General features: G+C 38.1%; 17 protein-coding genes. 12 read left to right on the top strand and 5 right to left on the bottom strand.

All coding sequences use genetic code 11. The features are described from left to right. Positions 1-11: 11 nt before the first annotated feature. From H5090_RS03760 to H5090_RS03750, 3 genes are all read right to left on the bottom strand, one after another. A complete protein-coding gene (locus H5090_RS03760; RefSeq protein WP_182695068.1) occupies positions 12-3,299 on the bottom strand; it encodes a tetratricopeptide repeat protein in 3,288 nt (1,095 codons plus the stop codon). Further along, positions 3,299-6,007 (bottom strand): endo alpha-1,4 polygalactosaminidase, encoded by a 2,709-nt coding sequence (locus tag H5090_RS03755; RefSeq protein ID WP_182695067.1) that lies wholly within the window; start codon positions 6,005-6,007, stop codon positions 3,299-3,301. The genes H5090_RS03760 and H5090_RS03755 overlap by 1 nt, the downstream gene beginning before the upstream one ends. Before the next feature lie 305 nt (positions 6,008-6,312). Next, positions 6,313-9,018 (bottom strand): endo alpha-1,4 polygalactosaminidase, encoded by a 2,706-nt coding sequence (locus H5090_RS03750; protein WP_182695066.1) that lies wholly within the window; start codon positions 9,016-9,018, stop codon positions 6,313-6,315. Between the two features lie 521 nt (positions 9,019-9,539). On the opposite strand from H5090_RS03750, the gene H5090_RS03745 reads away from it, so the two are divergent. From H5090_RS03745 to H5090_RS03725, 5 genes are all read left to right on the top strand, one after another. Next, on the top strand, positions 9,540-11,207 hold the full coding sequence (locus H5090_RS03745; RefSeq protein WP_182695065.1) for a methyl-accepting chemotaxis protein: 1,668 nt from the start codon (positions 9,540-9,542) through the stop codon (positions 11,205-11,207). A gap of 106 nt (positions 11,208-11,313) precedes the next feature. Further along, on the top strand, positions 11,314-11,829 hold the full coding sequence (locus tag H5090_RS03740) for a MarR family winged helix-turn-helix transcriptional regulator (RefSeq protein ID WP_259365683.1): 516 nt from the start codon (positions 11,314-11,316) through the stop codon (positions 11,827-11,829). A 133-nt stretch (positions 11,830-11,962) separates the two neighbouring features. Next, positions 11,963-12,712, top strand: coding sequence for a serine/threonine protein kinase (locus tag H5090_RS03735; protein ID WP_182695064.1), 750 nt, complete (start codon positions 11,963-11,965; stop codon positions 12,710-12,712). 314 nt (positions 12,713-13,026) lie between these two features. Continuing rightward, positions 13,027-14,379 carry a magnesium transporter gene (locus tag H5090_RS03730; RefSeq protein WP_182695063.1) on the top strand — a complete coding sequence of 451 codons (1,353 nt, stop codon included), beginning with the start codon at positions 13,027-13,029 and terminating at the stop codon, positions 14,377-14,379. Positions 14,380-14,434: 55 nt separating this feature from the next. Next, complete coding sequence (locus tag H5090_RS03725) at positions 14,435-15,496, top strand: DUF21 domain-containing protein (protein WP_182695062.1); 1,062 nt, start codon at positions 14,435-14,437, stop codon at positions 15,494-15,496. A 32-nt stretch (positions 15,497-15,528) separates the two neighbouring features. On the opposite strand, the gene H5090_RS03720 is transcribed toward H5090_RS03725, so the two are convergent. Next, on the bottom strand, positions 15,529-16,134 hold the full coding sequence (locus tag H5090_RS03720; protein ID WP_002958928.1) for a TIGR04211 family SH3 domain-containing protein: 606 nt from the start codon (positions 16,132-16,134) through the stop codon (positions 15,529-15,531). Between the two features lie 307 nt (positions 16,135-16,441). Here H5090_RS03720 and H5090_RS03715 point away from each other — a divergent pair, with 307 nt between their 5' ends. The 4 genes from H5090_RS03715 (at position 16,442) to H5090_RS03700 (ending at position 21,746) form a co-directional block, all read left to right on the top strand. After that, positions 16,442-17,965 carry a CYTH and CHAD domain-containing protein gene (locus tag H5090_RS03715; RefSeq protein ID WP_024596277.1) on the top strand — a complete coding sequence of 508 codons (1,524 nt, stop codon included), beginning with the start codon at positions 16,442-16,444 and terminating at the stop codon, positions 17,963-17,965. Next, positions 17,966-18,631, top strand: a complete 666-nt coding sequence (locus tag H5090_RS03710) for an START domain-containing protein (protein ID WP_182695061.1) — start codon at positions 17,966-17,968, stop codon at positions 18,629-18,631. An 87-nt stretch (positions 18,632-18,718) separates the two neighbouring features. Further along, positions 18,719-19,528 (top strand): phosphate/phosphite/phosphonate ABC transporter substrate-binding protein, encoded by an 810-nt coding sequence (locus H5090_RS03705; protein WP_182670812.1) that lies wholly within the window; start codon positions 18,719-18,721, stop codon positions 19,526-19,528. After that, a complete protein-coding gene (locus tag H5090_RS03700) occupies positions 19,515-21,746 on the top strand; it encodes an ATP-binding protein (RefSeq protein ID WP_182695060.1) in 2,232 nt (743 codons plus the stop codon). The genes H5090_RS03705 and H5090_RS03700 overlap by 14 nt, the downstream gene beginning before the upstream one ends. Positions 21,747-21,784: 38 nt before the next feature. Here H5090_RS03700 and H5090_RS03695 read toward each other — a convergent pair whose 3' ends face one another. After that, complete coding sequence (locus tag H5090_RS03695) at positions 21,785-23,302, bottom strand: S10 family peptidase (RefSeq protein ID WP_182695059.1); 1,518 nt, start codon at positions 23,300-23,302, stop codon at positions 21,785-21,787. Between the two features lie 363 nt (positions 23,303-23,665). Here H5090_RS03695 and H5090_RS03690 point away from each other — a divergent pair, with 363 nt between their 5' ends. The 3 genes from H5090_RS03690 (at position 23,666) to H5090_RS03680 (ending at position 26,678) form a co-directional block, all read left to right on the top strand. Beyond that, positions 23,666-24,889, top strand: a complete 1,224-nt coding sequence (locus tag H5090_RS03690) for a diguanylate cyclase domain-containing protein (RefSeq protein WP_002958922.1) — start codon at positions 23,666-23,668, stop codon at positions 24,887-24,889. 211 nt (positions 24,890-25,100) lie between these two features. Next, entirely contained in the window at positions 25,101-25,439 is a 339-nt protein-coding gene (locus tag H5090_RS03685) for a P-II family nitrogen regulator (RefSeq protein ID WP_004587162.1), read from the top strand. A gap of 9 nt (positions 25,440-25,448) precedes the next feature. Next, a complete protein-coding gene (locus H5090_RS03680; protein ID WP_024596272.1) occupies positions 25,449-26,678 on the top strand; it encodes an ammonium transporter in 1,230 nt (409 codons plus the stop codon). Positions 26,679-26,773 lie beyond the last annotated feature (95 nt).

Raw genomic sequence — 26,773 nt, 5'->3', positions numbered from 1 at the left:
CTCTCCTAACATTAAAAATGTACGTAATAACCTAATTGTAATTGTGTATCTGAGTTACCCACTTTATTACTACTTTGGTAACCCAGCTGTAATTTAAATAAATCATCGCCCAGTACAGACCAACCTGCGCCACTTGAAACTGATACATCTACTGTATCGTTAAGTGTTTGATAGCCAGTACTTATATCAAATAACCACGAAGGGCTTGCGCCTAAATAAGGAGGTTCTAATGAGCCAGTTGAAGCAAATGAAGTCCCTAGTGCAAAACGTCTAAATGGTTGAAGGTCAACTCTTAGCGGTCTTCTGCTTGCATCTGTATTTATTAATGCATTAACACGTTCAAAGTCTTGCCATTGCGCACTAAAATAAGCGTTCCAAATTGGGCGGTCTTTTAAAATGCTGTATTGGTAACGAGCATTATATTCTTGGCCGTTTATTAGTGAGCTGCCATCGCTTCTTCGAGAAAAAGACATCGCTGCTGCTGATAGCTGTACGTTTTGTCTACCATCAATATTGTAGTTAACATAGGCCGTGGCTTTATCTAGCTGAGCATAACTAAGTAGTGCTTCTGATTGGCGGTTTTCAACATTATATTCAAGCTTTAAACCTACCTGTGTTCGTGAATCCCATTGATAACGAGAGTCTATGCTAAGACCTTGGCGGCTAACTAAGCTGCCTTGGTGCGAATCTATTTTTGCATCAAAATACCAACGACCAAATGTCATTTTATCTTCTATTGCAAACAGTAATCCGTTGTTATCAAGGTTTTGCTGATTACTTAAACTTAATTTCCATTGCCCATTAGCATAAGGAAAATAAACGTTTACATCGTACTGGCTACTGTTTAAACCAGCCTCTGGCGATAGGTTTATTTCAAGCGCTCTAAAATAGGATGCGCGTGCATTTCTGAGTAAACTCAATTGCGATTCATTTGCCTCGCCAGTGAGTTCTTCGTACCAACGTTGCATGGTGGCATAGGGTTGTTTTAAATAGAGTAGGGCGTTTAGCTCATCTAGTTTGCTTAGTGAACCTTCAGCTATAAGCTGTTTCGCTTTATTAAATTCGCCGTTGGTCATATAAAGTTGTAGTTTTTGCCATGGCTCTAATTTTTGTGCAGCTCGGCGTGCTAACCACCAGTTTGTTTGGGGCTCACCAATAGTGTCGGGGGCAAGTTCTTCCATTGTGTTTAATTGCATTAAATGAGGAACAGCCATCGCGCCCGCCCAGCGAAACATTAAGCCTCTGTATGCATATTTATCTTTAGGTAAGTGTTGCAGTAAATAGTGATTAAGTTCAGCAGCATTTGCATAATATCCAAGTTGTTTCATTACATCGGCTAAGTTAACCAGTGTTGTTAAGTCACTTGGCTCTGCAATGGCCAATTTACGCAAATAAAAGTAGGCACTGTTATATGACTTTTCGTGAATAGATAGGCTAGCTAAGAGCTGCGTCCACGCATAGGAAGTGTCGCTTTGAGAATAGCGCGTTAAAATGCGGCCAATCATTACAGTGTCATGCATTTGCAGCGCTAACCAACCTTGTGCAAGCACAACATCAGAGTCATATTCGCTTAATTTAGCAGCGCGGTTTAAAGTTGTATAAGCTGAATTTAAATCACTTTGGTTTTGATACCAATTAGAAAGAATTAACCAAGCAGGGTAGAGAGCTTTATTGTAGCGCTGCTTATCAAGTTCAGCATGAATACGTGCAACTGATTTAGCATCATTTACTTGTGTGCTTAATAATGCAATTTGAATCAATTGACGGTCAGTTTGCGACTCACTTTTCCATAAATAATCAAGAAGCTCCTGAGGCCGACCTTCAAAGCGCAGTTGTTGGTAGTGCAGCATGTCGCCTACGCTCAAAGGACTTATTTTTTGTAACTTCTCTAATGCATATAGCTCATGAGCTTTGTCCTTAACTCGCATTGCCATGTCAACATTGGCGCTCCAAAACTCATCGTCAGAACTTTCATGTTTGTTTTTTAGTACTTGCAGAGCTGTAGAAAAGTCATCATCTAGCCAAAATGCGCGGGCAATCCAAAGTAAATCTTCTTCATTTTTAGGCCCTTTATATGTAGGCCACAAAGCTCTTAATGCTTTTAAATTACCAGTATCGTGAAGTACTTTTGCTTTCCAATATTGTGATAATGCACTTTTACCATTTATTTGCTCAAAGCGTTCAATATTATTTAATTCTTGCTTTGTGTTACCAATAAATTCGTTAGCTTGCATCCAATTAGCAAAGCCATTACCTTTTAGATTTCTATTTTGGGCTTTATATTCGTATATATCATTAGCGTCTTGGTATAAATATAAAGCGGTGGCATCGTTAATACTATCGGTAAGCATCGCAGGAGTTACAGCTTTGTTAGACATTAGCCATTTAAACTCTCGAAGTGCTTCTTTAGGCTTGTTTTGCCAGCGCTTTATCTTCCAATTTAATAAATGTAGCTCTTTGTCAGCTGGGCTTTGTAGTAATAGCTTTGCAAGTAATTGCTCAGCCCCTTTTGCATTTCCATTTGCTAAACGCAGGTGCATTGCTTGTGTTAAGTACTCGCTGTTATTTGGATCGGTCTTTAATAAACTTTCAATGGCTTGAGCCGCATCTTCTGTATTGCCTGCTAAGTTAGCCAAATAAAGTGTGCGTTTAATATTGGCTTGGTCGCCATAGGTTTTCCACCATGCATAAGCTTGTATCGGGTTATTTGCACCAAGTGCAGTTTCAATCGCTTTAGCTGCAATATCAGCATTTATATTTGTTTTATAAATAGCGAATGCTTTGTCAGGTTCCCCTGCGCTTAACCAGTAATCGGCTGCAAGGAGAGGCTGTTTATTTTTTTGATAGTACTGAGCAACTTTTGCATTTAACCCAACTGCTTTTGCAATAGTTAATATTTGTTCGTTCCAGTTTTTATGAGCACCAATTTTTAAAGATAACTCTTCAAAGCGGTCGTCAACTTTAGCACCGCTTGCTAGCCATAATGAGTAGAGCAGCTTTATTTCAAGTGTTGCTTTGCGCTCACCTCTAGGTAGCTTTTCAAGCTCGTTAGTAGCTTGTGAATACTCACTAAGCCCTATATGTAGCTCAACTAATTTTGCGCGTAGCTTTTCGTTGTCGGGCTCTGTATTGAGCGCTGCATTAAGGTAAGACTTCTCAAAGGTATAGTCTTGTGAAAGTGCATCATCTTCAAAAAATAAGGTATGTGGAAATAATGCATAAAGTGCAAAACAACTTACGGCTAATATCGCTAATATTGTTTTTACTGAAATTAACTGAGGGCGCTTTGTAGTATTCATTATAGTGCGGCTCCGTCGCAGTTAAGGTAACCATAAAAATCACCTGCAGGTATTTTGAAATGTGTTAATTTACCCCGATTAATACCTTTGAAGCGCTCACCCAAATTAGATACAAATTCGCAAGAACGTGCATTAATTAAATCAAGTGAAGCGGGCACCCATGCTTTAAAACTAACCGGTCCGTTAACTTGCCAGTTATTAATAACAACATTTGCAGATGCTAAATAAGGTTTTTTACTATTTTGGCTATGATCAAAGCTAAGGCGAGCTATGTTATTTATAATATGTATGTAGTCACCTTTTTCAGTTACACCAGATACACCTTCACTTTGAGCTATGTTTGGCACATCAAAATCGGTAGGCATGCGCAGAGTGCGAATGTACTTTGAGCTAAATAACCATTCATTATTACTGTTTTTTGCAAGTGCAGAAAAGTAAAAATCTTTTGCTACTTTTGCATAGTGGCTTAAATGCACCGGTGTATTTGGCCTTGCTAAAACATAATCTATGTTGTGTTTTAGAGCGTCTAAGCCCGCAAGAACTTCACCTGAATAAAAGTGATAATAAATAGTGTAAGGTTTTAACCTATATGGCTTTTCTGTTATTTCGAATGTTTCGGTTAAGCGTCTAAAGCCGTAATAAGGGCCATGCCATAAGTTTGTGTAAACATTTTCATTTAATATGGGGGCGTAAATTTGATACAGCAAATCTCTTTCAGGGCGACCGATAGGGGAGATGTGAGAAAGGCTTGGGTTATCAGCATTTACATCAGTATTACCGCCATTGACATTTAACACGCCAGCATCACGAGCCAGTTCAAGCGCTTTAGGACCAGGAGTTGCATCGCCTGACCATAACATCATCACTGTTTTTTTATTTTTAGGTGCGAGCTTGTCATTAATGTACTTTATCGAGTCGGTAATTTCTTTTTTAAGGCTAATTGTGTTGTAGCCAGGTACATCTAGATGAAAACCGTAATCAGTGTCGTCTTCATCTATTTTTTTTTGCCCAGATAGAGCAGTCCAAAAATAGGGGTGGCTATAGGTGTGTGAAGCAACTTCTACGTAAGGCAGGTTAAAAATACTACGCGCAATGCCTTCGAGTTTGGCACTTTGTTTAGAATGAATACCGCCTTCTTCAATATCAGCTTGGATCACTGATGACGTTAACGGTAGTTTGTAGTGTTTAATTATTTCATCTCGAATTACTTCTGCTGAATAAGGCTTACCTGCGTAGTGGGCAATACTTGTAAATCCATCTCCATCGATATGCAAAGTAAGCATTCGCCTGCCGCTTTCGGTGGTTGTATCTGGCACTAATATAGGTGGTAACCCCATTGCTTGAGTAAGCAATGTACGCGGATCAATAACCCATTTGCTGCCTTCCATCGGAAATGTATCAATTAGCCAAGGAGCAACCACGACTGCACCATATTTAGTTTTAGCCGCTTGTACAATTATTGTGTTATCAGCTGATTTTATTGTAATTAAAGGAGTCGCATTAGTTGCTAATTTTAGTAAATATGGTTTAACGATAGGGGGAGGTGTTGTGGATTCTCCTTTGAGCCAAGGTGCAAAGCTATCTTGTTTATATGGACCTTCAGGTAGTGTGTTTAACGACTCAATACCCATGTTAAATAGTAATTTAGTTGACTGTGGTAACTCGCCTAAAATAAGTTCTGGCACAACACCTAAATTAGCTTCAAGCCAATTGGTAAGTGTTGGGGTGTAAAATGCATCGCTTGAGGTCCACGAAATAATACCGGCATGTAAGCTAGGGTCAACCAAAGGTAAGTCGCGTTTTGCCATATCTATGTAATCAGGTATGTACCCCAAATACTCAATCATGGTCGCAAGCTTTAAGTGTACGGTAGTGTATATGAGTGGTTTTACGTTACTGTTATAAGGGATTAAAATGCGCCTAGGGATCGGCGTAATTGATGATGTGCCCCACGTTTGCAAGTGACCGTCGGTCACCCACGGATTGAAACCTGCGTCTATAATATTTTGTGCCATAGTAAGGCGATTACCGGGCTTTGCATAATCAATAACTTGGACGTTGAGGCCTAAACTTTGTGCTGTTTTTAATTGTGCGCTTAGCCAATCTTGGTCGTTTTTGTTGGTCACTTTATAGCTATTGTCGGTTGGATTGAAGTGGCTATACAAACCCTCAGCAACTAAGTCACTTGCTAAATTAGCGAGTTTAGGCAATAACTCAAATCCCCGATTGAGGATAAGGTGCTTATCAAAAGTCTCAGATAGTGAGCTTATTATGGTGACTAACCCAGCTTGTTGATCGGGTTTACTGTGTGTAGCATCTAATAGCTGATAGCTATCTAGGGTATCTAAAAATAAGCCGCTAAAGCCGCGTGCTTTTAATGCCGCAGCGCTACTTTTAATATGTTGTTGCCAATGTGCTGATGCTAAATCGGCAATATGGCTATTCCAGTTAGGGTTAACTGCGAGTGAAGACTTACTTTCAATAAACGACTCACCAACACTTAAATAAGCATAGACAGCAATATTACGCTGTTTAAACCAATTAAGTTCGTGCTCAGTCACAAGATCAGGCTGGACTACAACGCGAGAATAAAAGGTCATTTCGGCTAATGGCATCGGCGCTGAGTAGTAAAATGCAATACTATTATTCACAGGCTTTGCAAATACTTGACTAGAAATTAAAAGCACTAGGTATAAAAAATATTTCATTAGTAATTCATTTCAATTAATTTATAACTGTGGCTCAAAGTAATGCGGTCCAATTTATCTAGCTATTTGGTATTAGTAATATAGGGTTATTATATGTTAATGGAAGATTAATTTCTACATGTTAATTCAACCATATACTCAAGGGGTATAATAACATGCTGGTTTGATTAACTCACCACAATAAAACCCATTGGTTTGCCACTCGAGTTATTAAGAGCAACCTACAAACCTATACTTAGAAAAACGATAAAAGAATGTATCAATATGTTACTTACAATAAGAGCTTAGTTTTTTATTACTCACCATCAAGCAGCTCTTTTACATTTTAAGTAACCGTAGAATTGACCTTTTGGCAGACTAAACTGTGTGATATCAGCATTTGATTTACCTTTAAAGCGCTTTCCATCATTAGAAACAAACTCACAAGAACGCCCATTAACTAAATCAATTTTAGCAGGCACCCAGGCTTTAAAACTGACAGCTCCATTCACTTGCCAATTATCCATGGAGACATTAGCTGAAGCTAAATACGGTACATTGTTTTCTTGGCTGTGATCAAAGCTAAGCTTTGCTAAATCATCAGTTATATGAATGTAATTACCCTTTTGAGTGACGCCGGATATTCCTGAACTTTGAGCTACATTAGGAACATCAAAATCATTGGGAATACGTAATGTTCGAATACTTTGAGAGCTAAAAACCCATTCGTTATTGCTGTTTTTAGCAAGAGCTGAAAAATAAAAGTCTTTAGCTATTTTTGCATACTGGCTTAAATGTACTGGCGTATTCGGTCTTGCAAGTACGTAGTCTATATTATATTTCAGGGCATCAAGTCCAGCAGGTAGTTCACCAGAATAAAAATGAAAGTAAATACTATAGGGTTTTAATCTGTATGGTTTTTCTGTAATTTCAAATGTTTCGATTAGGCGCTTAAAACCATAATAAGGCCCATGCCACAAGTTGGTGTATACGTTCTCGTTAATAATGGGTGCATAAATTTGGTATAACAAGTCACCTTCAGGTCGTCCAATTGGCGATACATTTGTAAGAGTTGGGTTATCAGCTTTTACTGAAGTATTACCACCATTCACGTTGAGCACGCCAGCTTTTCTTGCTATGGCTAAAGCCTTTGGTCCTGGAACCGCATCGCCTGACCATAGAATTAATACTGTTTTTTTATTCTTTGGCGTCAGTCGTTCATTAATATATTGAATTGACCCTGAAATTTCTTTTTCTAAATCGACAGAGAGATACCCAGGAATATTTAAATTAAGTCCGTATTTCGTATCATCTTCATCTATGTTTTGTATCCCTGATAGCACTTTCCAAAAGTAAGGGTGGCTATATGTGTGCGATGCAACCTCTACATAAGGTAGTTCAAATATATCTCTTGCAACTTGCTCAAGTTCTTTACTTTGTTTTGAATGTAAGCCGTTAGGCTCTATGTCTGCTTGTATTATGGAGGAGGTTAATGGCAATTTGTACCTTTTTATTACCTCATCGCGAATTACTTCTGAGTTGTATGGCTTATCTTTGAAGTGCGCAATGCTACTAAATCCATCGCCATCTATATGCAAAGTTAACATACGCCTTCCGCTTAGAGTCGTTGTATCAGGAGCTAATATTGTGGGTAAATTTAGTACTTTTGTTAACAAGTTCTTAGGGTCTATCACCCATTTACTGCCTTCCAGTGGTAAATTATCAATTAGCCAAGGGGCTACTATTATGCCACCTAGTTTAGTCTTACTTCCTTGCGCTAGGATTTTACCATTTGCTGAACTAATGCTAATTAACGCTGTGGCGTCTGAGGTTAACTTAAGGGAATTTGGTCTGATAATTACAGGTGCTTTTGTAGTTTCACCTTTTAGCCAATCGGCAAAGTATTTAACTTCATAAGGGCCAGCTTGCGCAACATTTATATTTTCTACGCCTAAACTAGCTAGTAATTTATTTGATTGAGGTAATTCCCCTAATATTAGTTCCGGTACTATTTCTAAACCTTCTTCTAGCCATTTAATAATCTCAGTACTATAAAATATATTACTAGTAGTCCAAGAAATAATGCCGGCATGTAAACTCGGATCTATTCTAGGTAAGCTTTCTTTAGCTACATCTACATAATCAGGAATATACCCTAAGTATTCTATGATTGTAGCAAGCTTTGAATGAACAGATTTTTTAACTAATGGTGAAATATCGCTATTATAAGGAATTAATATTCGCCTAGGCACCGGTTTTATTGATGATGTACCCCATGTTTGCAAGTGGCCATCTGTCACCCATGGATTAAAACCTGCGTCTATAATCTTTTGTGCCATAGCGAGGCGGTTATCGGGCTTTGCATAATCAATAATTTGGACGTTGAGGCCTAAGTTTTGTGCTTTTTTTAATTGTGCGCTTAGCCAATTTTGGTCGTTTTTGTTAGTCAGTGTATAGCTATTGTCGTTAGGGTTGAAGTGGCTATACAAACCTTCCGCCACTAAGTCGTTGGCTAAATTAGCGAGTTTAGGCAATAGCTCAAAGCCCCGGTTGAGGATAAGGTGCTTATCAAAAGTCTCAGAGAGTGAACTTATTATGGTGACTAATCCAGCTTGTTGTTCGGGTTTACTGTGCTTGTCATCTAAAAGTTGATAGCTGTCTAGAGTATCTAAAAATAAGCCGCTAAAACCACGTGCTTTTAATGTCTCAGCGCTCCTTTGAATATGTTGTTGCCAATGTGCTGATGCTAAATCGGCAATATGACTATCCCAGTTGGGGTTTATACTAAGTGATGACTTATTTTTATTAAAGGACTCGCCAACACTTAAATAAGCATAAACAGCAATATTACGTTGTTTAAACCAATTAAGTTCGTGCTCAGTGACGTGTTCGGGCTGAACTACAACGCGTGAATAAAAGGTCATTTCGGCTAGAGGCATAGGGTATGAATAGTAAAATGCAATACTATTATTTACAGGCTTTGCAAATACTTGACTAGAGATTAAAAGCACAAGATATAAAATATATTTCATTAGTAATTCATTTTTATTAATTCATAACAGTGGCTCAAAACAATATGTTTCAATCTATCTGGTTATTTGGTACTAGGAAGATAGGGTTATTATATGTTAATAAAAAATTAATCTCTACATGTTAATTTAACCTTGAGGTCAATGTTTATACTCGCTTACAAATAATCTAACTCGCTGCAATTAAAACTAATTGACTTAAATAAAAGCAGTAAGGCTACGTGGATATTATTTATAGAGAGTGTTTTAAATAATGGATAAACGTTGGATGAATTATTTTTATTAAGACTAAGGTCTCTGCGTTATTGGTGTCTAAAATGCCGAGTTGGGATTATAATATGGCTAAGCTGACTTCTAACTAACTTGGTCCTACCTAATTTTACCTATGCTTTTCTTAATATAAGTTTAAAGCGATATAAATGAGCGAAGTTATTTTGGGCAAATAAGTAAATCTGCAAACTATATTCGTTTTGCTAGATTTTAGTTGTTGCTGCACACACACCTTTATTCACCTCGGAGAAAAAATGAGTAATTTAAGCTTGAAAAACAAATTGCTGTTACTAGCTATTTTACCGCTAATGCTACTTTTGATCAGCTTAATGCTGAGTTCTTATTATTTAGAGAATAAAAATCAGCAACAAAATTTTGAAGCATTTCAAACTAAGTTAATAAGTGACAAGCAAACGTTACTAAGTACCGAAATTGAAATTGCTAGCAAAATTGTTCGCTATCAATTAGCAAATGGCTCTGAGCAAGATGCTAAAAACGCTTTAAGAGACTTAACATTTGGCCAAGGTGGTTACTTTTTTATATACGACACCAATGGCATTAGTGTTTTTCATGCATTACTAGGTGATGCTATTGAAGGGCAAAACAAAATAGGGATGACTGACCCTAACGGTAAAAAAATAATAGTGGGCTTATTAGAGCAAGCTAGAAAAGGCGGTGGCGCTTTTAACTATCATTTTCAAAAACCAAATACCACAGGCTTAGTTGAAAAGATGGGCTATGCAGCAATGATACCAGGCACAAACTGGATGATTGGTACTGGCGCATATATGGATGATATAGACGCAGAGCTACTTAAATACCAAACAACAATGCAAGAGCACATGAATGATAAGGTAATGACCTTATTATTAATTGCTTTATTTTGGGTTGTTTTAACAATTATATGTGCGTTAGTTGCCGCAAACACAATGGTAAAACCAATACAGCGCATGGCGCAAAGCCTTGACGATATTGCAAAAGGTGAGGGCGATTTAACTAAGCGTCTAGACATTGATACTAATGATGAAATAGGTCAACTTGGCGAAGCATTTAATATGTTTGTAAATAAGCTACATGGCATTATTACTAATGTGGTTGATGTAACACACGATGTAAAAACAGCTTCTGGTGACATAAATACACAAACACGATTAATTGAAGACAAGTTACTTAATCACAATCATGAAACAGACCTTGTTGCAACGGCTATTACCGAAATGTCGGCTACTTCTCATGAGGTGGCTCAAAATACAAACCAAGTGGCAGAGTCAACTCAAGCGGCAACGCAAGAAGTTGCTAAAGCTCAAGAGTGTGTTGATATTTCACTCTGTGAGGTTTCAAACTTAATGGGCGAAATTAACCTAGCTGCTGAACAGGTTGATTCACTCAGTGATCAATCTAAAAAGATTAATAGCGTACTAAGTGTAATTGGTGGAATTGCTGAGCAAACAAACTTACTTGCACTCAATGCTGCAATAGAAGCTGCGCGAGCAGGTGAGCAAGGCAGAGGGTTTGCAGTTGTAGCCGATGAAGTAAGAAGCCTAGCAAGTCGTACTCAAGTTAGCACACTAGAGATTAGTGAAATGTTGAGTGAGCTACATAATTTAGTATCAGATGCAGTTGCAGCAATGCAAGCAAGCCAAAGTAGTTGTAATCGCTCTGTTGAATCCTCTCGTGCTATTTCAGAAAGTTTAGGCGCTGTAACAAGCTCAGTTAGATCAATTAACGACATGAGCACACAAATTGCGACAGCGGCGCTGGAGCAAAGTAGCGTTACAGAAGAAATAAACCGTAATGTATTTGCTATTCAAGAAATAGTTAATGAGCTAACTATTTCAAGTAAAACCACCTCTTCAGTTGGTCAGCATTTAGCTGGGCGTGGTGAAAGCTTAGGACACTTAGTTGGCCAATTTAAAATTTAACAAAGCTTAAAGCCCTACACTAAAAGCCGCTAATAGCGGCTTTATTTTTGTGGGCGATTTTTTATAAAAATTATTGAATTTTTTGTATGCGTTAAGGTCTATCAGCATGCAAATATACTTATACAGTGGAATAACCATGCAAAACATGCCATCAATTAAACGTTGTACTCGAGAAGAGTTAGCGCCAGAGCAAGATTTGGGGCGTTTAGTCTCTTTTTTACGTTCGAGATTAGCCATTCATGTTGATGCCAAGTTACTTCCTATGGACTTGACTTCTGCGCAATATATTGTGGTTGTACTACTTGCGAGAGAGTCGGTTAATACGCTTGCAGGACTTTGCGAATATATGGTTTATGATCGTGGCGCTATGAGCCGCTTACTAAACCGACTTGAAGAAAAAGGACTCATTATTAAAACGCAATGTGAGCTTGATAAGCGCTCAACTATTTTGTGTTTAAGTGAAAAAGGTAAAGCTCTTTGTCCTGAAATTATGCCTGTAGTGAACGAAGTCTATGCGCAAGCATTAAGTGGTTTTTCAGAGCCAGAAAAAAACCAAATAATCGACTTACTATTCAAAGCTATAAATAATCTTGATTCACTGCCAAACTCCCCCCAAAAGTAGATTATCAATAAAATAGCGATACTGTTTCAATAGAAAGTTAGCGTGCTAATTAGTTGATCTGATTGTGCGCAGAATCTAACTTTGATAATATAGTTGCCTAGGCAATTAAAGTTATCATCTTGTTAGGTTTGTTATGATTGAAAATAATTTGTTAGTACAATTACAGCAGCAATATCCAGAACATACTTTTATGCAACATCACTTAAGTGTTGTCCATAAGGGACGTTTTGCTAACGCGATTGTGTATCGATATAAAGATAATGAATTTGATTTAATTGTTAAAGATTTTAGCCAAAGCCCGTGGTTTATCCGCAAAACATTTGCACGAATGTCGGTAAATCAAGAGTACAAGGGGTTGAGCCGTTTAGCAGAGCTTAACGCAGTTGCTAACCGCTTTTGTAGATTGTCGCCGATAGCGGTTGCTTATAACTATATTGAAGGCACGCCACTGCGCGCTTTAATTCATGAAGACAAAACACTACCTGTTAACTTTTTTAGTGAGCTTGAACGTCAAGTAGCAAAAATGCATCGCAAAGGCATCGTGCATTTAGACTTGCGTAATATGGGTAATATTTTATGCGGCGCAGACGGTAAACCTTACTTTATTGATTTTCAGTCCACTATTAGCTTTTCTCGTTTTCCACGTTGGTTGCAACGCTTTATGCGAGGATCTGACATGTCAGGCGTATATAAAGCATGGAATAAATTGGGTGAGCAGCCTCTGCCACAAAAAAAGCAAGACTATTTAGAGCGCTTTAATCACGTGCGTAAACGCTGGATTTTTAAAGGTTACCCAATACAGCGTGGCTATGCGTGGGGCGCTGCACTTATTACTCAATTTGTAGATTCTGACTTAGTACGAAATATTACTGATAGACTTTAATTTAAAGCATAAAGCGTAATTTAAAAACACCTAATTCATTGTGTGATTTTGCCCATATTAGCCTAGCTAATATGGGATTTTTTTTATTATAAGTAATCCCTTTAGTTTGCTTACTTGTTGTTTAATCCCTCAAAAATAATTCCTTTTACTGTTTTTTTAATTTTTTAAAATAAATATTAGTACTGCATTTAGTTTGCCCATACAATGCGCAAAAATAGCTTGCGCATGCTTAATAAGTTCACGTTTTTTCTGCAATTTTTTATTGTTCAAGTAGACTATAAATAATGTGCGCTTTTAAATTTTAAGGTTTTAAGATGATTGAGTATCCGGTAGACCAACTTCCACAGCTCATAAATGATTTATTGCAATGCGATACAACAGAACGCAAAAATAAATTATTAGCAGATGCGCAGTTAACGCTTTCAACAGAGCACCTGTCATTACTTTTTGAGGCGATACCAAAAGAACAACGACTTGAAATTTGGCAGTTGCTTGATGAAGACACACAACACGAAATTTTTGTTAATTTAAGTGAAGATAGTTGTTTGTGGTTGCTGCAAACGCTAGAAGACACTGAGGCTTTTAAACTTCTTGATGAAGTTAATGTAGAAGAGCTACTGGAACTTGAAGAAGTTATACCAGAGCGATTTGTTGAGTATGCAAAAAAGCAACTCGATGAAGCGCAAACCAAACAATATGATTTAGCGCAGCAATACCCGCCAGAGCAATTAGGTCACTGGTTAGGTTTTGACTTTTTAAAAGTATCGGAGAAGCTAACAGCCGGTGGTGCTAAAAAATTGCTACACAAAGGTTTACCGCAATACAGTGAAGTTATTTATTTAGTAAGCCGCAAGGGTAGTTTAATAGGTGAGGTTGCGGTAAATGATTTAATAAAAGCCAGCGACACCGATAACTTAATGACATTGGCAAATCATGACTTTTCATCGCTCCATGCTGATGATGATTTATATGAAGCGGCAGAAGTGGTGATCCACAGTGAAAAAATGGCACTGCCAGTGGTTAATGTTGATAACAAATTACTTGGGCGATTAACCATTGCCTCTGCTTATGAATTACGACAAGAAATTGCTGATGAAGCAGCCGCTAAAGCCGGTGGTTTACGTGAAGACGAAGACCTGTTCGCAAGTGTGCGAAAAAGTGCTAAAAACCGTGGCATATGGTTAGGTATTAATTTAGCTACTGCCTTTTTAGCGTCGTGGTTTATCGGTTTATTTGGCGCAACGATAGAACAAGTTGTAGCACTAGCGGTATTAATGCCAGTGGTCGCTTCTATGGGGGGAATTGCAGGTAGTCAAACATTAACCGTTATTGTGCGAGGTTTAGCGCTTGGACAGGTTACAGATTCAAACCGTAATGCGTTGCTTAAAAAAGAGCTGCGTGTTGGCGCTGTAAATGGCTTGGTATGGGCGTTTGTAATCGGCCTACTTACCTTTTTATGGTTTAACGACTTAATGCTTAGTATTACGATTACGGTAGCCATATTATTGAATTTAGTGGCCGCGTCACTAGCAGGTGTTGTTATTCCGTCTATTTTAAACAAAATGAAAATTGATCCTGCGTTATCTGGTTCGGTAATTTTAACTACCGTTACCGATATTGTTGGGTTTGTTACCTTTTTAGGTTTAGGCAGTTTATTGCTTTTATAAGCCTTATACCAATTCGCTTAATTAAGTGAATTGGTATTACTAACAGGAAAATACAATGACCTTTGAAGTCATGATTTGGTGTGCAATTGCTTTGTGTATTTCACAATCGGCAATATTTTCGGGCTTAAACTTAGCGTTTTTTTCACTAAGTAGGCTTCAGCTTGAAATGGAAAGTGCAAAAGGGAACGAGTCGGCCATAAAAGTAATGGCCCTTCGAAACGACTCTAACTTTTTATTATCGACTATTTTGTGGGGCAACGTAGGTATTAACGTACTACTTACACTACTTTCTGATTCGGTATTAATGGGCGCAAGTTCGTTTTTATTCTCAACTATCGCAATTACTATTATTGGTGAAATAACACCGCAGGCCTATTTTTCGCGTAATGCGTTAAAAATGGCGAGCCTACTTTCGCCGTTAATTAAGTTTTATCAGATTCTGTTTTATATAGTTGCTAAGCCAACGGCTTTAATACTCGATGCATGGTTAGGCAAAGAGGGGATTACGTACTTTGCTGAAAGTGAGCTCAGAGGTATTATTCGCAAACACATAGAGGCTGAAGAAGCTGATGTTCAACATGTTGAGGGAATAGGCGCACTTAACTTTTTTAGCTTAGATGAAATAAGCGTAACCAAAGAGGGTGAGGTAATTGATCCAGACTCTATTATTGCTTTGCCTACTAAGCTTGATTTACCTATTTTCCCAGACCTTACATTAACAACTGATAATGAGTTTTTACGCAAACTACATAAGTCAGGTTATAACTGGGTGATCATTACCAATGAAGACGGTTGGCCTTTATTAGTGGTAGATGCTGACGGCTTTTTAAGATCAGCGTTATTTGAGCCAGATACGTTTGACCCTTATCACTATTGTCACAGACCAATAATTGTTGCTGATGAAGCGATGCGTTTAAGTGAAGTGATTTTAAAAATACGAGCTAATCATTCTTTAGATAAATCGTTTGATGGGGCCATTGATCACGATGTGGTATTAGTGTGGAGCGATGTGAAACGCATTATTACCGGCGCTGATATATTTGGTCGGTTGCTCAAAGGTATGAGTGCACCAAAACTCGAACTGCATGAAAATACAGAGAATAAAAAGCCGCTGTAAAGCGGCTTTTTTGTATTTAGTTGGATGGAGCTTTACGCCCAACCTTCGTAGCGCTTACGACGTGACAGCACTATCGTTAATATAATACCTAAAAACAGGCCTAAAAACGCAATAGCACCACCGTAAGTCAGTAGCTGGCGTTTCTCTTTTGAGCTAGCAGCTTCTTTTTGAGTGCGCTCTTGCTCTAGCGTTGTTTTAAGCTTAGTAATTTGAGCAGATAACTGCAGATTTTGATCTGTTAAAGTTTGGTTTTGTTCTTGTAGCTGTGGAAGTTCTATTTGAGCTTGACGTAGCTTTTCTTGCATAGTGCTCATTTCGCTACTTAGTGTTTTGTACTGTTGGTGTAAGCCCGCTGTTTTAGTAATAAACTTAGTTTCTATCCAGCCTTCGCGGTCTTTATCATCTTTAATTTTTATAAAGCCGTTTTCTTCATTTGATAACAAGGTTAACTTTGTTCCAGCATCTACAGAGCCGAGTAGTCGATAATTTTTACTCGCCCCAGAGCGCATAAAAGTGTATAGATTATCGATAATATAAGCGGTGTTTGCATTCGTTGAATTTGCAGGTTGTGCTTCTTGTGCATAACTCATGAATGTGGTGGCTGTTAAAAGTAGCCCTAATAAACAATGTTTTAGCATTTATCTACCTTGTTGATCTAACTGCGTCCGTTATGAACGTGATTTTTATTTCACATAAGTAGTTAGATAGTATGGATTAAATAGATCAATAGCAAGACTGATATTGTAACCCAGTACGGTAACGCAGGAGTAGTTATCGAGTCCACTAGGTTACAAGCCTCACGCTATGATTAAATTGCTCCTAGATAGAACGAAATTTAATCCACAAAGGTCATCAGGCCCTAAAATAAGGTTAAAAAATTTGCATTGTTAAGGCGCTTTGTTTATTTTGAGCACTTATTTATTTTAAAGGTAATCCGCAAACCGAATGGATACTGAGATAGAACTGAAATTTTTGGTATCAGATGCCGTTATTCCACTGATCCCCTCGTTAATTACTCAATTTGCAAAAACGGTGAAGAATAAACCGTCTCGCAGCTTACAAAATGCATACTACGATACGCCAAGCAGAGAGCTTAGAGCGCTTGATATAGGCTTTCGAACGCGTTGTTCTGACAGCGAATGCGAGCAAACTATAAAGCTTGCAGGTGAAGTGGTAGGTGGTTTACACCAACGTCCAGAGTACAATTTACCAATTGAATCAAGCCGCCCTAATTTAATGGCGTTTGATGCTGATATTTGGCCTCATGGCATGCAAATAAGCGCCATCTCAAAAAACTTGTATCCAATATTTAGTACTAACTTCATTCGTCGTACTTGGTTAATTGAAACCGAAAGTGGCGCTAAAATTGAAGTCGTACTCGATAAAGGTGAAATTGCGGCTTCGGGTAAAATTGAAATTATTAGCGAGCTAGAAATTGAGCTAGTTGAGGGCAGTCGTAATGAGCTGTTTGCATTTGCAGATATACTAGTTAGCCAAAACTGCATACGCTTAGGTTTGTATTCTAAGGCCGCGCGTGGTTATCGACTTGCTGATGAAAAACCTTTAATGCCAAGCAAATCTATTGGTTTTGTACAATTACCAAAGTCGACTACTCAAGAGCGTGCTTTAGTTGAAGCCATGAACTTTGGCATTCGCTTTGTACAAAAGCACGAGCAATGCTATTTCGATAAGCCAAGTTTAAAAACACTTAAACGCGTAACTGACGGCATCAGTTTAATCCGCCATACTTTTTGGCTATACGACGATATAGTATCTAAAGAAAGTACAGAGCACTTACGTACCGAACTTAAATGGTTATTAAGTGAATTAGCGTGGGTAGAAAACGCGATTCAATTAAAAACGTACACGTCTAAACGCCATGCTTTTTATAAAAAAATTAATGCGGCGCCAGCACTTGCTCAAGTCATTGGAGACTTAAAAGAGTTACAGCCAAGCATTGACGATATAAATGCACTGTTTCACAGCGCACGTTATAATCGTTTATTACTATCGTTAACTACCTGGTTAATCGATAAGCAATGGCGTAAAGACTGGGGGCAAGCAGAGCTTCAAGCGGCTGAGCAAAATGTGTCGTCTATTGCCAATAGGCTTTTCAATAAAGACTGGAAAAACCTGCACGAGTTGCTTCCAAAGGAGCAAACACTCGATGTCGCTTCGTATTTAAACCTACGAACTCAGCTTGAAAATAGCCTACTGAGCGGTAACTGTTTAGGATCGTTATTTGATAAAGAAGAACGCCTAGAGTTTAGATTGCCTTGGCTTGATATTTCTCATGGTATTTATGAATTAAGTACGCTTGAGTATTTAAAGCAATTATGTGCAGGGCAAGAGGACGAACAGCTTGCTAAAATCCAGTCATGGCTTGAACAAAAGTCTGAATATTTGGTCAGTGCCATGGAGCAAAGTCGCCTTGCTTCACTTGACATAGAACCTTACTGGCAAAAATAAATGATGCGCTTTTGTAATAAAATTCAGTTGCAAAAGTGTTTATTCGTTATTTTTTTATTAGTTAGTTTTAACACTTACGCTGAGCCCATATGGCATTTGTATAAAAACAAAAATGGCGTAAGTGTGTATTATCAAAGCCACAGTGATAATACCTTTGAAGTAAAAGCGCAGATGAGCGTGAAAGGCGTATCCACCAATGAGTTTTTAGAATTACTTAGTGATACCGATGCCGCACCCCAATGGCTCGAAAATATATCTCAGGTAAAGGTTATTAAGCACATAAGCCCATCAGAAAATTTAGTGTACAGTTATTTTAATTCTCCTTGGCCTATTAGAGATAGAGATAGCATTACTTATTCTTGTTATTCACAGCTGACTGCAAATAAAAGCCAATTGCTTATTAAGGCTCGCCCTAATAAGCAGCCCAAAAACAATGGCGTTATAAGAATTACTACTTTAAATGCACGCTGGCTGCTGAGTGAGGACAAAGGCCGCCTTGATATTGAGTACCAAGTATATGCTTTGCCTGATGGGGCAATACCTACTTGGCTAAGCAATAAGGTCAGATTGAAAAGTACTTACATCACATTTATGAACTTGCATCATATGCTCACAGATAAAAAATACACTCCAAAACTACCTGTAATCAAAGCAGGTCAATGCTAAATATCGAATATATAATAATTTAATGGTGTGTTGAGTAGTCTTTAACTACGCTTAAGCAATAATGACACGCTATTATTTGGAGAATTGATGAAGTATTTAGTGGCTATATTATGTTTGATACACAGCTCATTCTTATTAGCTCAAGAATATACCTTTGGTGTAGTGCCGCAATACGAGCCGCAAAAGCTAAATACTATTTGGCAACCTTTGTTAAAGCAAGTAAGTAAGCAAACAGGGGTAACAATAAAGCTAATTACAGTTGAGTCTATTCCTGTATTTGAAAAAGCCTTTGCTAATGGCGAGTACGACTTTGCATACATGAACCCATGGCATAGTGTTGTAGCATACGAAAAACAGGGGTATTTACCACTAATAAAAGATGCAGGGCGAAAGCTGCAAGGTATTTTGCTCGTAAACAAAGACAGTGATATTGATAATTTAAGCCAACTAGAGGGCGCTGAAATAGCATTCCCTGCACCTAACGCATTAGGTGCGTCATTATTAATGAGAGCTGATTTAGCATTGTTATACGGGCTAACAATAAAGCCTGTATATGTCCAAACTCATCCATCGGTATATTTAAATGTAGCACTGCACTCAACAATGGCGGGCGGTGGTGTAATGGGCACATTTAAACAACAACCAGAAAGCTTACAAAACAAACTCAAAATTCTTTATAAAACGCGTGAAATTAGTCGCCACCCAATTGTCGCCCACCCAAGGGTTGATGCTGCAATACAGTTAAAAGTGCAACAAGCTATTTTAGATATAGGGCAAAGCGCAGAGCATAAACATTTACTTGCAGGTATCCCAATTATTAAACCTAGTATTGCAACTTTAGCAGAGTATCAGCAGTTAACTCAGTGGGGCTTGCGCTCATTTTATGTTGAAAATTAGAGGGTTTCGTAGTTTAAGGGCGCAAAGCTTTATTGTTGTATTGCTTTGTGGCTTGCTTATGGCATGTCTTTTTATGTTTTACGCATTACCTGAACAAGCGCGTTGGGTAAACGATGGGCTTTCAAAGGCTGCTCAGCGTTCTTTAGCGCAGTTATCGACTTCTATAACGACTCCGTTGTTAACTAGGCAGTATGCAGAGCTATATGAAGAGATAGACAGTCAACTTCAAACTCGCCCTAATTGGAAAAGTATTAAAATTGTTGATGTTGATTCAAAAAATCAATTGTATCCGCTTGAGAATTGGGTTGGAGCAAATGAAAACGGCGACATGCTGTTATCTCAACAGGTGATATTTTTAGACAAACCGCTGGCTAATATCAGCTTGGTTGTTAATTTTACTAATGAAATTAACGAATCTTCAAAACTTCATTACACCTTAATATATATACAATTTATTATTTTAGTTATCGTTTTTATAGGTTTGGCTTGGCTGGTGGATTACAGGGTTACATCGCCGTTGAGGACGCTAAAACTTGGGTTTTCACGTTTAGCCAAAGGCGACTTTGATTGCCATATAGATAAACAACAACAAAATGAAGTGGGCAGTGTAATAAATGCATTTAATAATATGGTTGATGAGGTTGCGAATAACCATCAAAAATTAAATGCATTACGAATTCAAGCTGAGTCTGCAAGTAAAGCAAAGTCAGATTTTATGGCCAGTATGAGCCACGAATTAAGAACTCCATTAAATGCAATTTTAGGCTTAGCCCAGCTGTATGGATATGATGAGAGTGCTAATAAAGTACAAAAAGAAAACGCGAAAAGCATTTATCAAGCTGGAGAACATTTACTATTACTCATAGACGATGTGCTTGATTTAACAGCTATTGAGTCGGGTAATATGCAGTTTAGTTTTTCTTATGTGCCTATTAAAAGCATATTAGAAGAGTCAGTAGAGCTTGTCACTGAGCTTATTAAAGGGCAATCAATAACACTGCAAACTCACGGTTTTGAGTCCTTAGAAGGGTTGAGTATTTATATTGATCAGCGCCGCTTTAAACAAGTCATGCTTAACTTGCTTTCAAATGCGATTAAATACAACAAACCAAATGGCAGTATTAATATTAATTGTCGGGTGTTAAGTAATAAACAATGCGAAATAGATGTAATAGATACCGGATGTGGATTTTCTCCAGATGACATTTCTCGCCTATTTAAACCTTTTGACCGCTTAGGCGCTGAAACCAGTAAAGTAAATGGAACCGGTATTGGTTTAGTGATAACTAAGCAGCTGGTAGAGCGTATGCAAGGGTCTTTGAGCGCACAAAGCGAGCAGCACAAAGGTTCTTGTTTTACGCTAAACTTTAACAGTTTTGATCAAACTGACTTGCCAGCACAAGTGCAAGCCCCTCAAATAACACAGCAAAGCTTAAATGCGGTAACGCTTCCTACGCTTGAGGTTTTAGTGGCAGAAGATCAAGTTACAAATCAGCAAGTGTTAAAACAGCAATTAACTATGCTTGGAGTGTGCTCTACTTTTGTAAGTAACGGTGAGCAAGCTTGGGAGGCCATACAAAATAAACGCTTTGATATTTTACTAACCGACATTCAAATGCCCTTACTCGATGGGTTAGGGTTAGCCAAAAAAATACGCGAAAACACTCATTTTGATGAACTGATTATAATTGCAATTACGGCCAACATTACCAAAAACAACATAGATAATTGTTATACTTGTGGAATGAATGGCTTTTTAACAAAGCCTATTGAGCTTGTTAAATTAAAGTCGTTATTGATGGAGCATTCTCAAACTATGGTCAATACACGTTCAGAAAAATCAGATGGTGAAAATATAGCTTCAGATAGTTTTGATCAATTAGATATTACGCTACTAAAAGCAATGCTTGGTGATGATCCTAGCGTACATTGCATGGTATTTAATGCGTTTTTACAAACAGCAGGGGAGCAAATTAAATTAGCTAACGCGTATGCTAAAAGTAAAAACTATGTTGATTTAGCTTTTCAGGCTCATGCATTAAAGTCGTCTTCAAAGTCTGTGGGGGCTATTGAGTTGGCAAATATATGCCAACAGATAGAAACACAGGCAGAGAGTGAAATAGTTAAAGGTGATTATATACAGCAGCTGGAAGAGTGCTTTAACGATGTAGTCACACAACTTAAAAGCTATTGTTTACGATATGAAAAACGCACATAAAAATGGCTCTTAAAGAGCCATTTTTTGTTTTAGGTATATTAGTATTTAGCCGCTTGCCCTTTTTTGGGTAAAGCGTGCTGTATAAAGTCACGTAAATCGTTATTAGAGCTTTCTAAATCAGCGTGGCGAAGGTACATCATGTGTCCGCTTCTGTAGCCTTTAAAGCTCAAACGGTCTTTCATTTTACCGCTTGGGTCTAATTGCCATAACGTATATTTAGCGTCAAAGTAATTGGTTGCGCCATCAAAGTATCCTGATTGAATCATCACGTTTAAGTAAGGGTTTTGTGCCATTGCTAAACGTAGGTTTTCGCCTGTATTATTACCGGTTCTATCCCATGGGTGGACATTACCAAATAAGTTATATTTTACATCAGTTTTATAGTTTAGCTCTTCACGCAAGTAGTGATTAATTGCAGGAGTGAAAGAGTGTAACCAAGAGGTAAGTTCAGCCCAGTAGTCTGGGGATTCACCCGCGTCTCTTTTATCCATTCCTAAATAACGAGAATCTAAGCGACCCACAGTTTGACCACGTTCACGTAGTAGCTCTTTCCAGAAAAACTGAGTTGGAATATCTAAGTTATTTTGTTCAACAAACTTTTCTGATAAGCCTGCGTAGTGCGCCATTTTTGTAATTATGCGTCGCTTTTCATCAGCATTAATAAAGCCACCTTTAGCAAGCGCAGGGATTAACTCATTTACAGTAAACTCTTCAACTTCAGGTAATAACTCATCAAGATCTTTAGCTTGTAAATCGGCGTTAAGTGCTTTGTGATACCAAGCAGTCGCTGCAAAGTAAGGTAGGCGGTTAGCTGCTTTAATCGGACCATCGCGCTTAATACCAATGTCAGTAGGTGATACGAGAACAACACCGTTTATGTACATCCACTGACTGTTTTGAAGCTCATGAGCGAGTCCAGATACACGTGTTGTACCGTAGCTTTCACCAATTAAAAATTTAGGCGAGCGCCAGCGCTGTGCTCTATTTACAAAAGTATTTAACCACTCAGCAAGGTATTTAATATCGGCATTAACACCAAAAAATAACTCTTTTTGTTTTGCTTTGGAAGGCAGTTCGCCTTTTTCGTTTTCAAGTACGCGAGAATAGCCAGTATTTACCGGGTTTACGTAAACAATATCGGCAATATCAAGTACAGAATATGGGTTGTCTTTTACGCCATAAGGTTGAATTGGATAGCCTTCGTCATCAATTTTTAATACGCGAGGGCCAGTATAAGCAAGGTGCATCCATACCGAAGCCGAACCTGGCCCGCCATTAAAAGAAATAAGTAATGGGCGGGTTGTTCTGTCGTCAACTTTGTCACGTGTGTAGTAGGTGTATTGTAGTGTAGCAACCGCGTCGCCTTTATCATCCCATACAGGTTGTGTGCCTGTAGCTACGGTATAACTAAAACGCTGGCCATTAATTTTAGCCTTATGTTGGGTAACTACTTTGCTGTCTACATCAATACGACGTTGATTATCGGCAAGCGTGCTTGTACTAATTATTAATGCAATAACGGTTATCGGTAAACTGATAATACGACTAAGCTTCATTAGGTGTCCTTATTATTGTTGATACATCATTAAAGATAAAAATGAGTTAAATAACAAAAGTATTGAGACTAGTGGCCGATAATACTGGTTAAGTAAGGTATTAATACATTGAAAGGCGCGTATTAATCGCTTTTATAGTTATTTTGGATTTACTTTCTTTATTTAGTTAATTGCAAAATTCAGGTATATTGCGGCCTACTTGTATTGATTTTTTATACAGGCTATCACCAAAAAATCTAACGGATTACGCTTTCAAGCACATAAGTGCACTCTACACCGGATGTTTATGACTAATGCTATTGCAGTAATTGCGTGGTATTTGTCGTTTTGTGGTAAAACTAATTAAAGGTAAAGAGAAGCTTTATGCAAAGAGTATTAGTGGTTGAAGACAGTAAAGTAGTGCAGCAGGTACTTCGCCACTTAACTGCACAATACCTTGATGTGGCAATCGATTTTGCTTGGTCTTTAGCTGAATGTGCCACTTACGTAGAAAAATACGACTACACGCTTGCGTTAGTTGATTTAACCTTGCCAGATGCTCCTCACGGTGAAGTCGCAAAATATACTTTATCTAAAAAGATTCCTACGGTTGTTTTAACCTCAAAAATAGATGAGTACAAGCGCCAACAAATGCTTGAATTAGGTGTCGTTGATTATGTTATTAAAGATAATCGCGACTCTTACCATTACGCCGTTAAACTCGTTGCGCAATTGCTAAGAAACCAAGGTTGTAAAGCATTAGTAGCAGATGATTCATTACTGAGCCGCTCGTTAATGAAGCAAATGCTTGAAAAGCAATTGTTTGATGTGACAGATGCCCACGATGGACAACAAGCACTCGAAATATTAAAAGCTAATCCTGATATAAAGCTACTTATGACCGACTACGCTATGCCTTCTATGGATGGCTTTGAACTTGTTAAAGCGGTACGTAACTTTAGAGGCCGAGACGACTTAGCAATTATTGGCTTGTCGGGCGCGGGGAAACATGGCCTATCAGCGCGATTTATTAAATATGGCGCCAATGACTTTTTAACAAAGCCATTTATGAATGAGGAGTTTCATTGTCGAGTACTTCAAACAATGGAGCAACTATCGTTAATTTCAGATATTAAAGAAAGCGCGCATAGGGATCATTTAACAGGGCTTCATAATCGACGCTATTTTTATCAATATGCAGAAAAGCTCCTTAAAAGTAAAAACCAGAAAAATACTCTCGCATTGTTAGATATCGATTTTTTCAAAAATATTAACGATACATTAGGCCATGAGGGTGGCGATCAGGCTTTAAAGCAGGTTGGTTCATTAATCCGCACTACGTTTTCAAAGTTTACAGTTGCACGGGTTGGTGGAGAAGAGTTTGCCATAATATTACCTGAGATAGAGCTTGAACGTGGTCGTGAATACTTTGAAGCATTTAGAAAAAAGCTGGCTAGTTACGATTTTTCTATCAGCGATAAATCAATTAAAATTACTACAAGTATAGGCTTGGCAGACTTTCAAGACACTAGCTTGACGCAGGCAATGCGTGTTGCTGACAAAGCATTATACGAAGCTAAAAACCAAGGAAGAAACTGCGTGGTATAGCTCTGTTATATAAAGCTAAGCATGCAATTAATATATTGCACGCACCAATGTAGATAACTTGTTAAATTAACGCACCTAATTGGTGCGTTTTTTTTGTTATTTAGTTTCTGTTTTTCACTAACTTATTGTTTTAAAAAATATAAAAATAGTGGCACAAAGGTTGGATTGTTTAACCCAACAGGATAACAATAAAGAGTCCGAGGGGGCCGCTATGAAAATGATTAGTGCAATCATAAAACCATTTAAATTAGACGACGTGCGTGAAGCACTCGCTGATTTAGGAATTGAGGGGATGACAGTAGTTGATGTTAAAGGTTTTGGACGTCAACGAGGTCATACTGAGTTATATCGTGGTGCAGAATACCAAGTAGATTTTATTCCTAAGATCAAACTTGAAATTGCAACTCGTACTGAAAATTGTCAACGCGTTGTTGAAGCAATTACTAAAATTGCATCAACAGGTAAAATCGGTGACGGGAAAATTTTCGTGTACGACTTAGATCAAATTGTTCGTATCCGTACTGGCGAACTTGACGAAGAAGCAATTTAAGGGGGTCTCATGGAAAATACAATAATAGAACTAAAGTTTTCACTCGATACCTTCTATTTTTTAATATCAGGTATATTAGTAATGTGGATGGCAGCAGGTTTTGCCATGTTAGAAGCGGGCTTAGTTCGCTCTAAAAACACAGCTGAAATTTTAACTAAAAATGTCGCGCTGTATTCAATTGCATGTACGATGTTTTTATTAGTTGGCTACAACATTATGTATGTAGACAATGCCGAAGGTGGTTTTATTCCTTCAATAGGCGCTTTAATTGGCACACAAGCTGCTGATGCTGACCATTCTTTAGAATCTGATTTTTTCTTCCAAGTAGTATTTGTTGCAACGGCTATGTCGATTGTATCGGGTGCAGTTGCTGAGCGTATGAAGCTATGGGCTTTCCTTGGCTTTGCTGTAGTACTAACTGGTTTTATTTACCCTATTGAAGGTTACTGGACATGGGGTGGTGGTTTCTTATCTGAAATGGGCTTTGTAGATTTTGCAGGTTCTGCAATTGTACATGGCGCAGGTGCAGCTGCTGCACTAGCGGGTGTACTAATCCTAGGTGCTCGTAAAGGAAAATATGGTAAAAACGGTGAAATATACCCAATTCCAGGTTCAAACTTACCACTTGCTACACTAGGTACATTTATTTTATGGATGGGTTGGTTTGGCTTTAACGGTGGTTCTCAATTACTACTTTCGGATAAAGAAAACGCAACTGCGGTAGGTCAAATATTACTTAATACTAATGCAGCTGCTGCAATGGGTGCTATTGCTGCACTGTTTGTATGTAAGATACTTTGGGGCAAATCAGATTTAACCATGGTATTAAACGGTGCATTAGCAGGTTTAGTTGTAATTACTGCTGACCCACTTTCACCTTCTCCATTAATGGCATGTTTACTAGGTTTACTTGGTGGCTCATTAGTTGTGTTTAGCATTATAGCACTTGATAAAGTTAAGATTGACGATCCAGTAGGTGCTATCTCTGTACACGGTGTGTGTGGTGCATTAGGTATTATGTTAGTACCGCTAACCAATGGTGATGCAAGCTTTGTTAATCAGTTAATTGGTTTAGTGTGTATTCTTGCCTTTGTATTTGTAGCATCATTTATTGTTTGGACTGTGCTTAACAAAACAATGGGTATACGAGTAACTGAAGAGGAAGAACTAAACGGTATGGATCAACACGATTGTGGTATTGAAGCCTACCCAGAGTTTGTTTCTGTTCGAAATAGCTAATAGTTTATTTAAATAATAGTGTGTTTACATAAAGCCCTACTTCGGTAGGGCTTTTTTTGTTTCAGGGGGGGTTAACTTTTCGGATGTTAGGATAT

The organism is Pseudoalteromonas sp. SR43-5 (assembly GCF_014163835.1).
GTDB classification, from domain to species: domain Bacteria; phylum Pseudomonadota; class Gammaproteobacteria; order Enterobacterales; family Alteromonadaceae; genus Pseudoalteromonas; species Pseudoalteromonas distincta.
The sequence above is the reverse complement of the archived record's forward strand: the minus strand, read 5'-3'. Positions and strand labels throughout refer to the sequence as shown.

What these genes read in the sequence shown, in the direction of transcription:
- H5090_RS03760 (WP_182695068.1), bottom strand. Translation starts at nt 3,299, where the DNA reads ATGAATACTACAAAGCGCCCTCAGTTAATTTCAGTAAAAACAATATTA.
- H5090_RS03755 (WP_182695067.1), bottom strand. Translation starts at nt 6,007, where the DNA reads ATGAAATATTTTTTATACCTAGTGCTTTTAATTTCTAGTCAAGTATTT.
- H5090_RS03750 (WP_182695066.1), bottom strand. Translation starts at nt 9,018, where the DNA reads ATGAAATATATTTTATATCTTGTGCTTTTAATCTCTAGTCAAGTATTT.
- H5090_RS03745 (WP_182695065.1), top strand. Translation starts at nt 9,540, where the DNA reads ATGAGTAATTTAAGCTTGAAAAACAAATTGCTGTTACTAGCTATTTTA.
- H5090_RS03740 (WP_259365683.1), top strand. Translation starts at nt 11,314, where the DNA reads ATGCAAATATACTTATACAGTGGAATAACCATGCAAAACATGCCATCA.
- H5090_RS03735 (WP_182695064.1), top strand. Translation starts at nt 11,963, where the DNA reads ATGATTGAAAATAATTTGTTAGTACAATTACAGCAGCAATATCCAGAA.
- H5090_RS03730 (WP_182695063.1), top strand. Translation starts at nt 13,027, where the DNA reads ATGATTGAGTATCCGGTAGACCAACTTCCACAGCTCATAAATGATTTA.
- H5090_RS03725 (WP_182695062.1), top strand. Translation starts at nt 14,435, where the DNA reads ATGACCTTTGAAGTCATGATTTGGTGTGCAATTGCTTTGTGTATTTCA.
- H5090_RS03720 (WP_002958928.1), bottom strand. Translation starts at nt 16,134, where the DNA reads ATGCTAAAACATTGTTTATTAGGGCTACTTTTAACAGCCACCACATTC.
- H5090_RS03715 (WP_024596277.1), top strand. Translation starts at nt 16,442, where the DNA reads ATGGATACTGAGATAGAACTGAAATTTTTGGTATCAGATGCCGTTATT.
- H5090_RS03710 (WP_182695061.1), top strand. Translation starts at nt 17,966, where the DNA reads ATGATGCGCTTTTGTAATAAAATTCAGTTGCAAAAGTGTTTATTCGTT.
- H5090_RS03705 (WP_182670812.1), top strand. Translation starts at nt 18,719, where the DNA reads ATGAAGTATTTAGTGGCTATATTATGTTTGATACACAGCTCATTCTTA.
- H5090_RS03700 (WP_182695060.1), top strand. Translation starts at nt 19,515, where the DNA reads ATGTTGAAAATTAGAGGGTTTCGTAGTTTAAGGGCGCAAAGCTTTATT.
- H5090_RS03695 (WP_182695059.1), bottom strand. Translation starts at nt 23,302, where the DNA reads ATGAAGCTTAGTCGTATTATCAGTTTACCGATAACCGTTATTGCATTA.
- H5090_RS03690 (WP_002958922.1), top strand. Translation starts at nt 23,666, where the DNA reads ATGCAAAGAGTATTAGTGGTTGAAGACAGTAAAGTAGTGCAGCAGGTA.
- H5090_RS03685 (WP_004587162.1), top strand. Translation starts at nt 25,101, where the DNA reads ATGAAAATGATTAGTGCAATCATAAAACCATTTAAATTAGACGACGTG.
- H5090_RS03680 (WP_024596272.1), top strand. Translation starts at nt 25,449, where the DNA reads ATGGAAAATACAATAATAGAACTAAAGTTTTCACTCGATACCTTCTAT.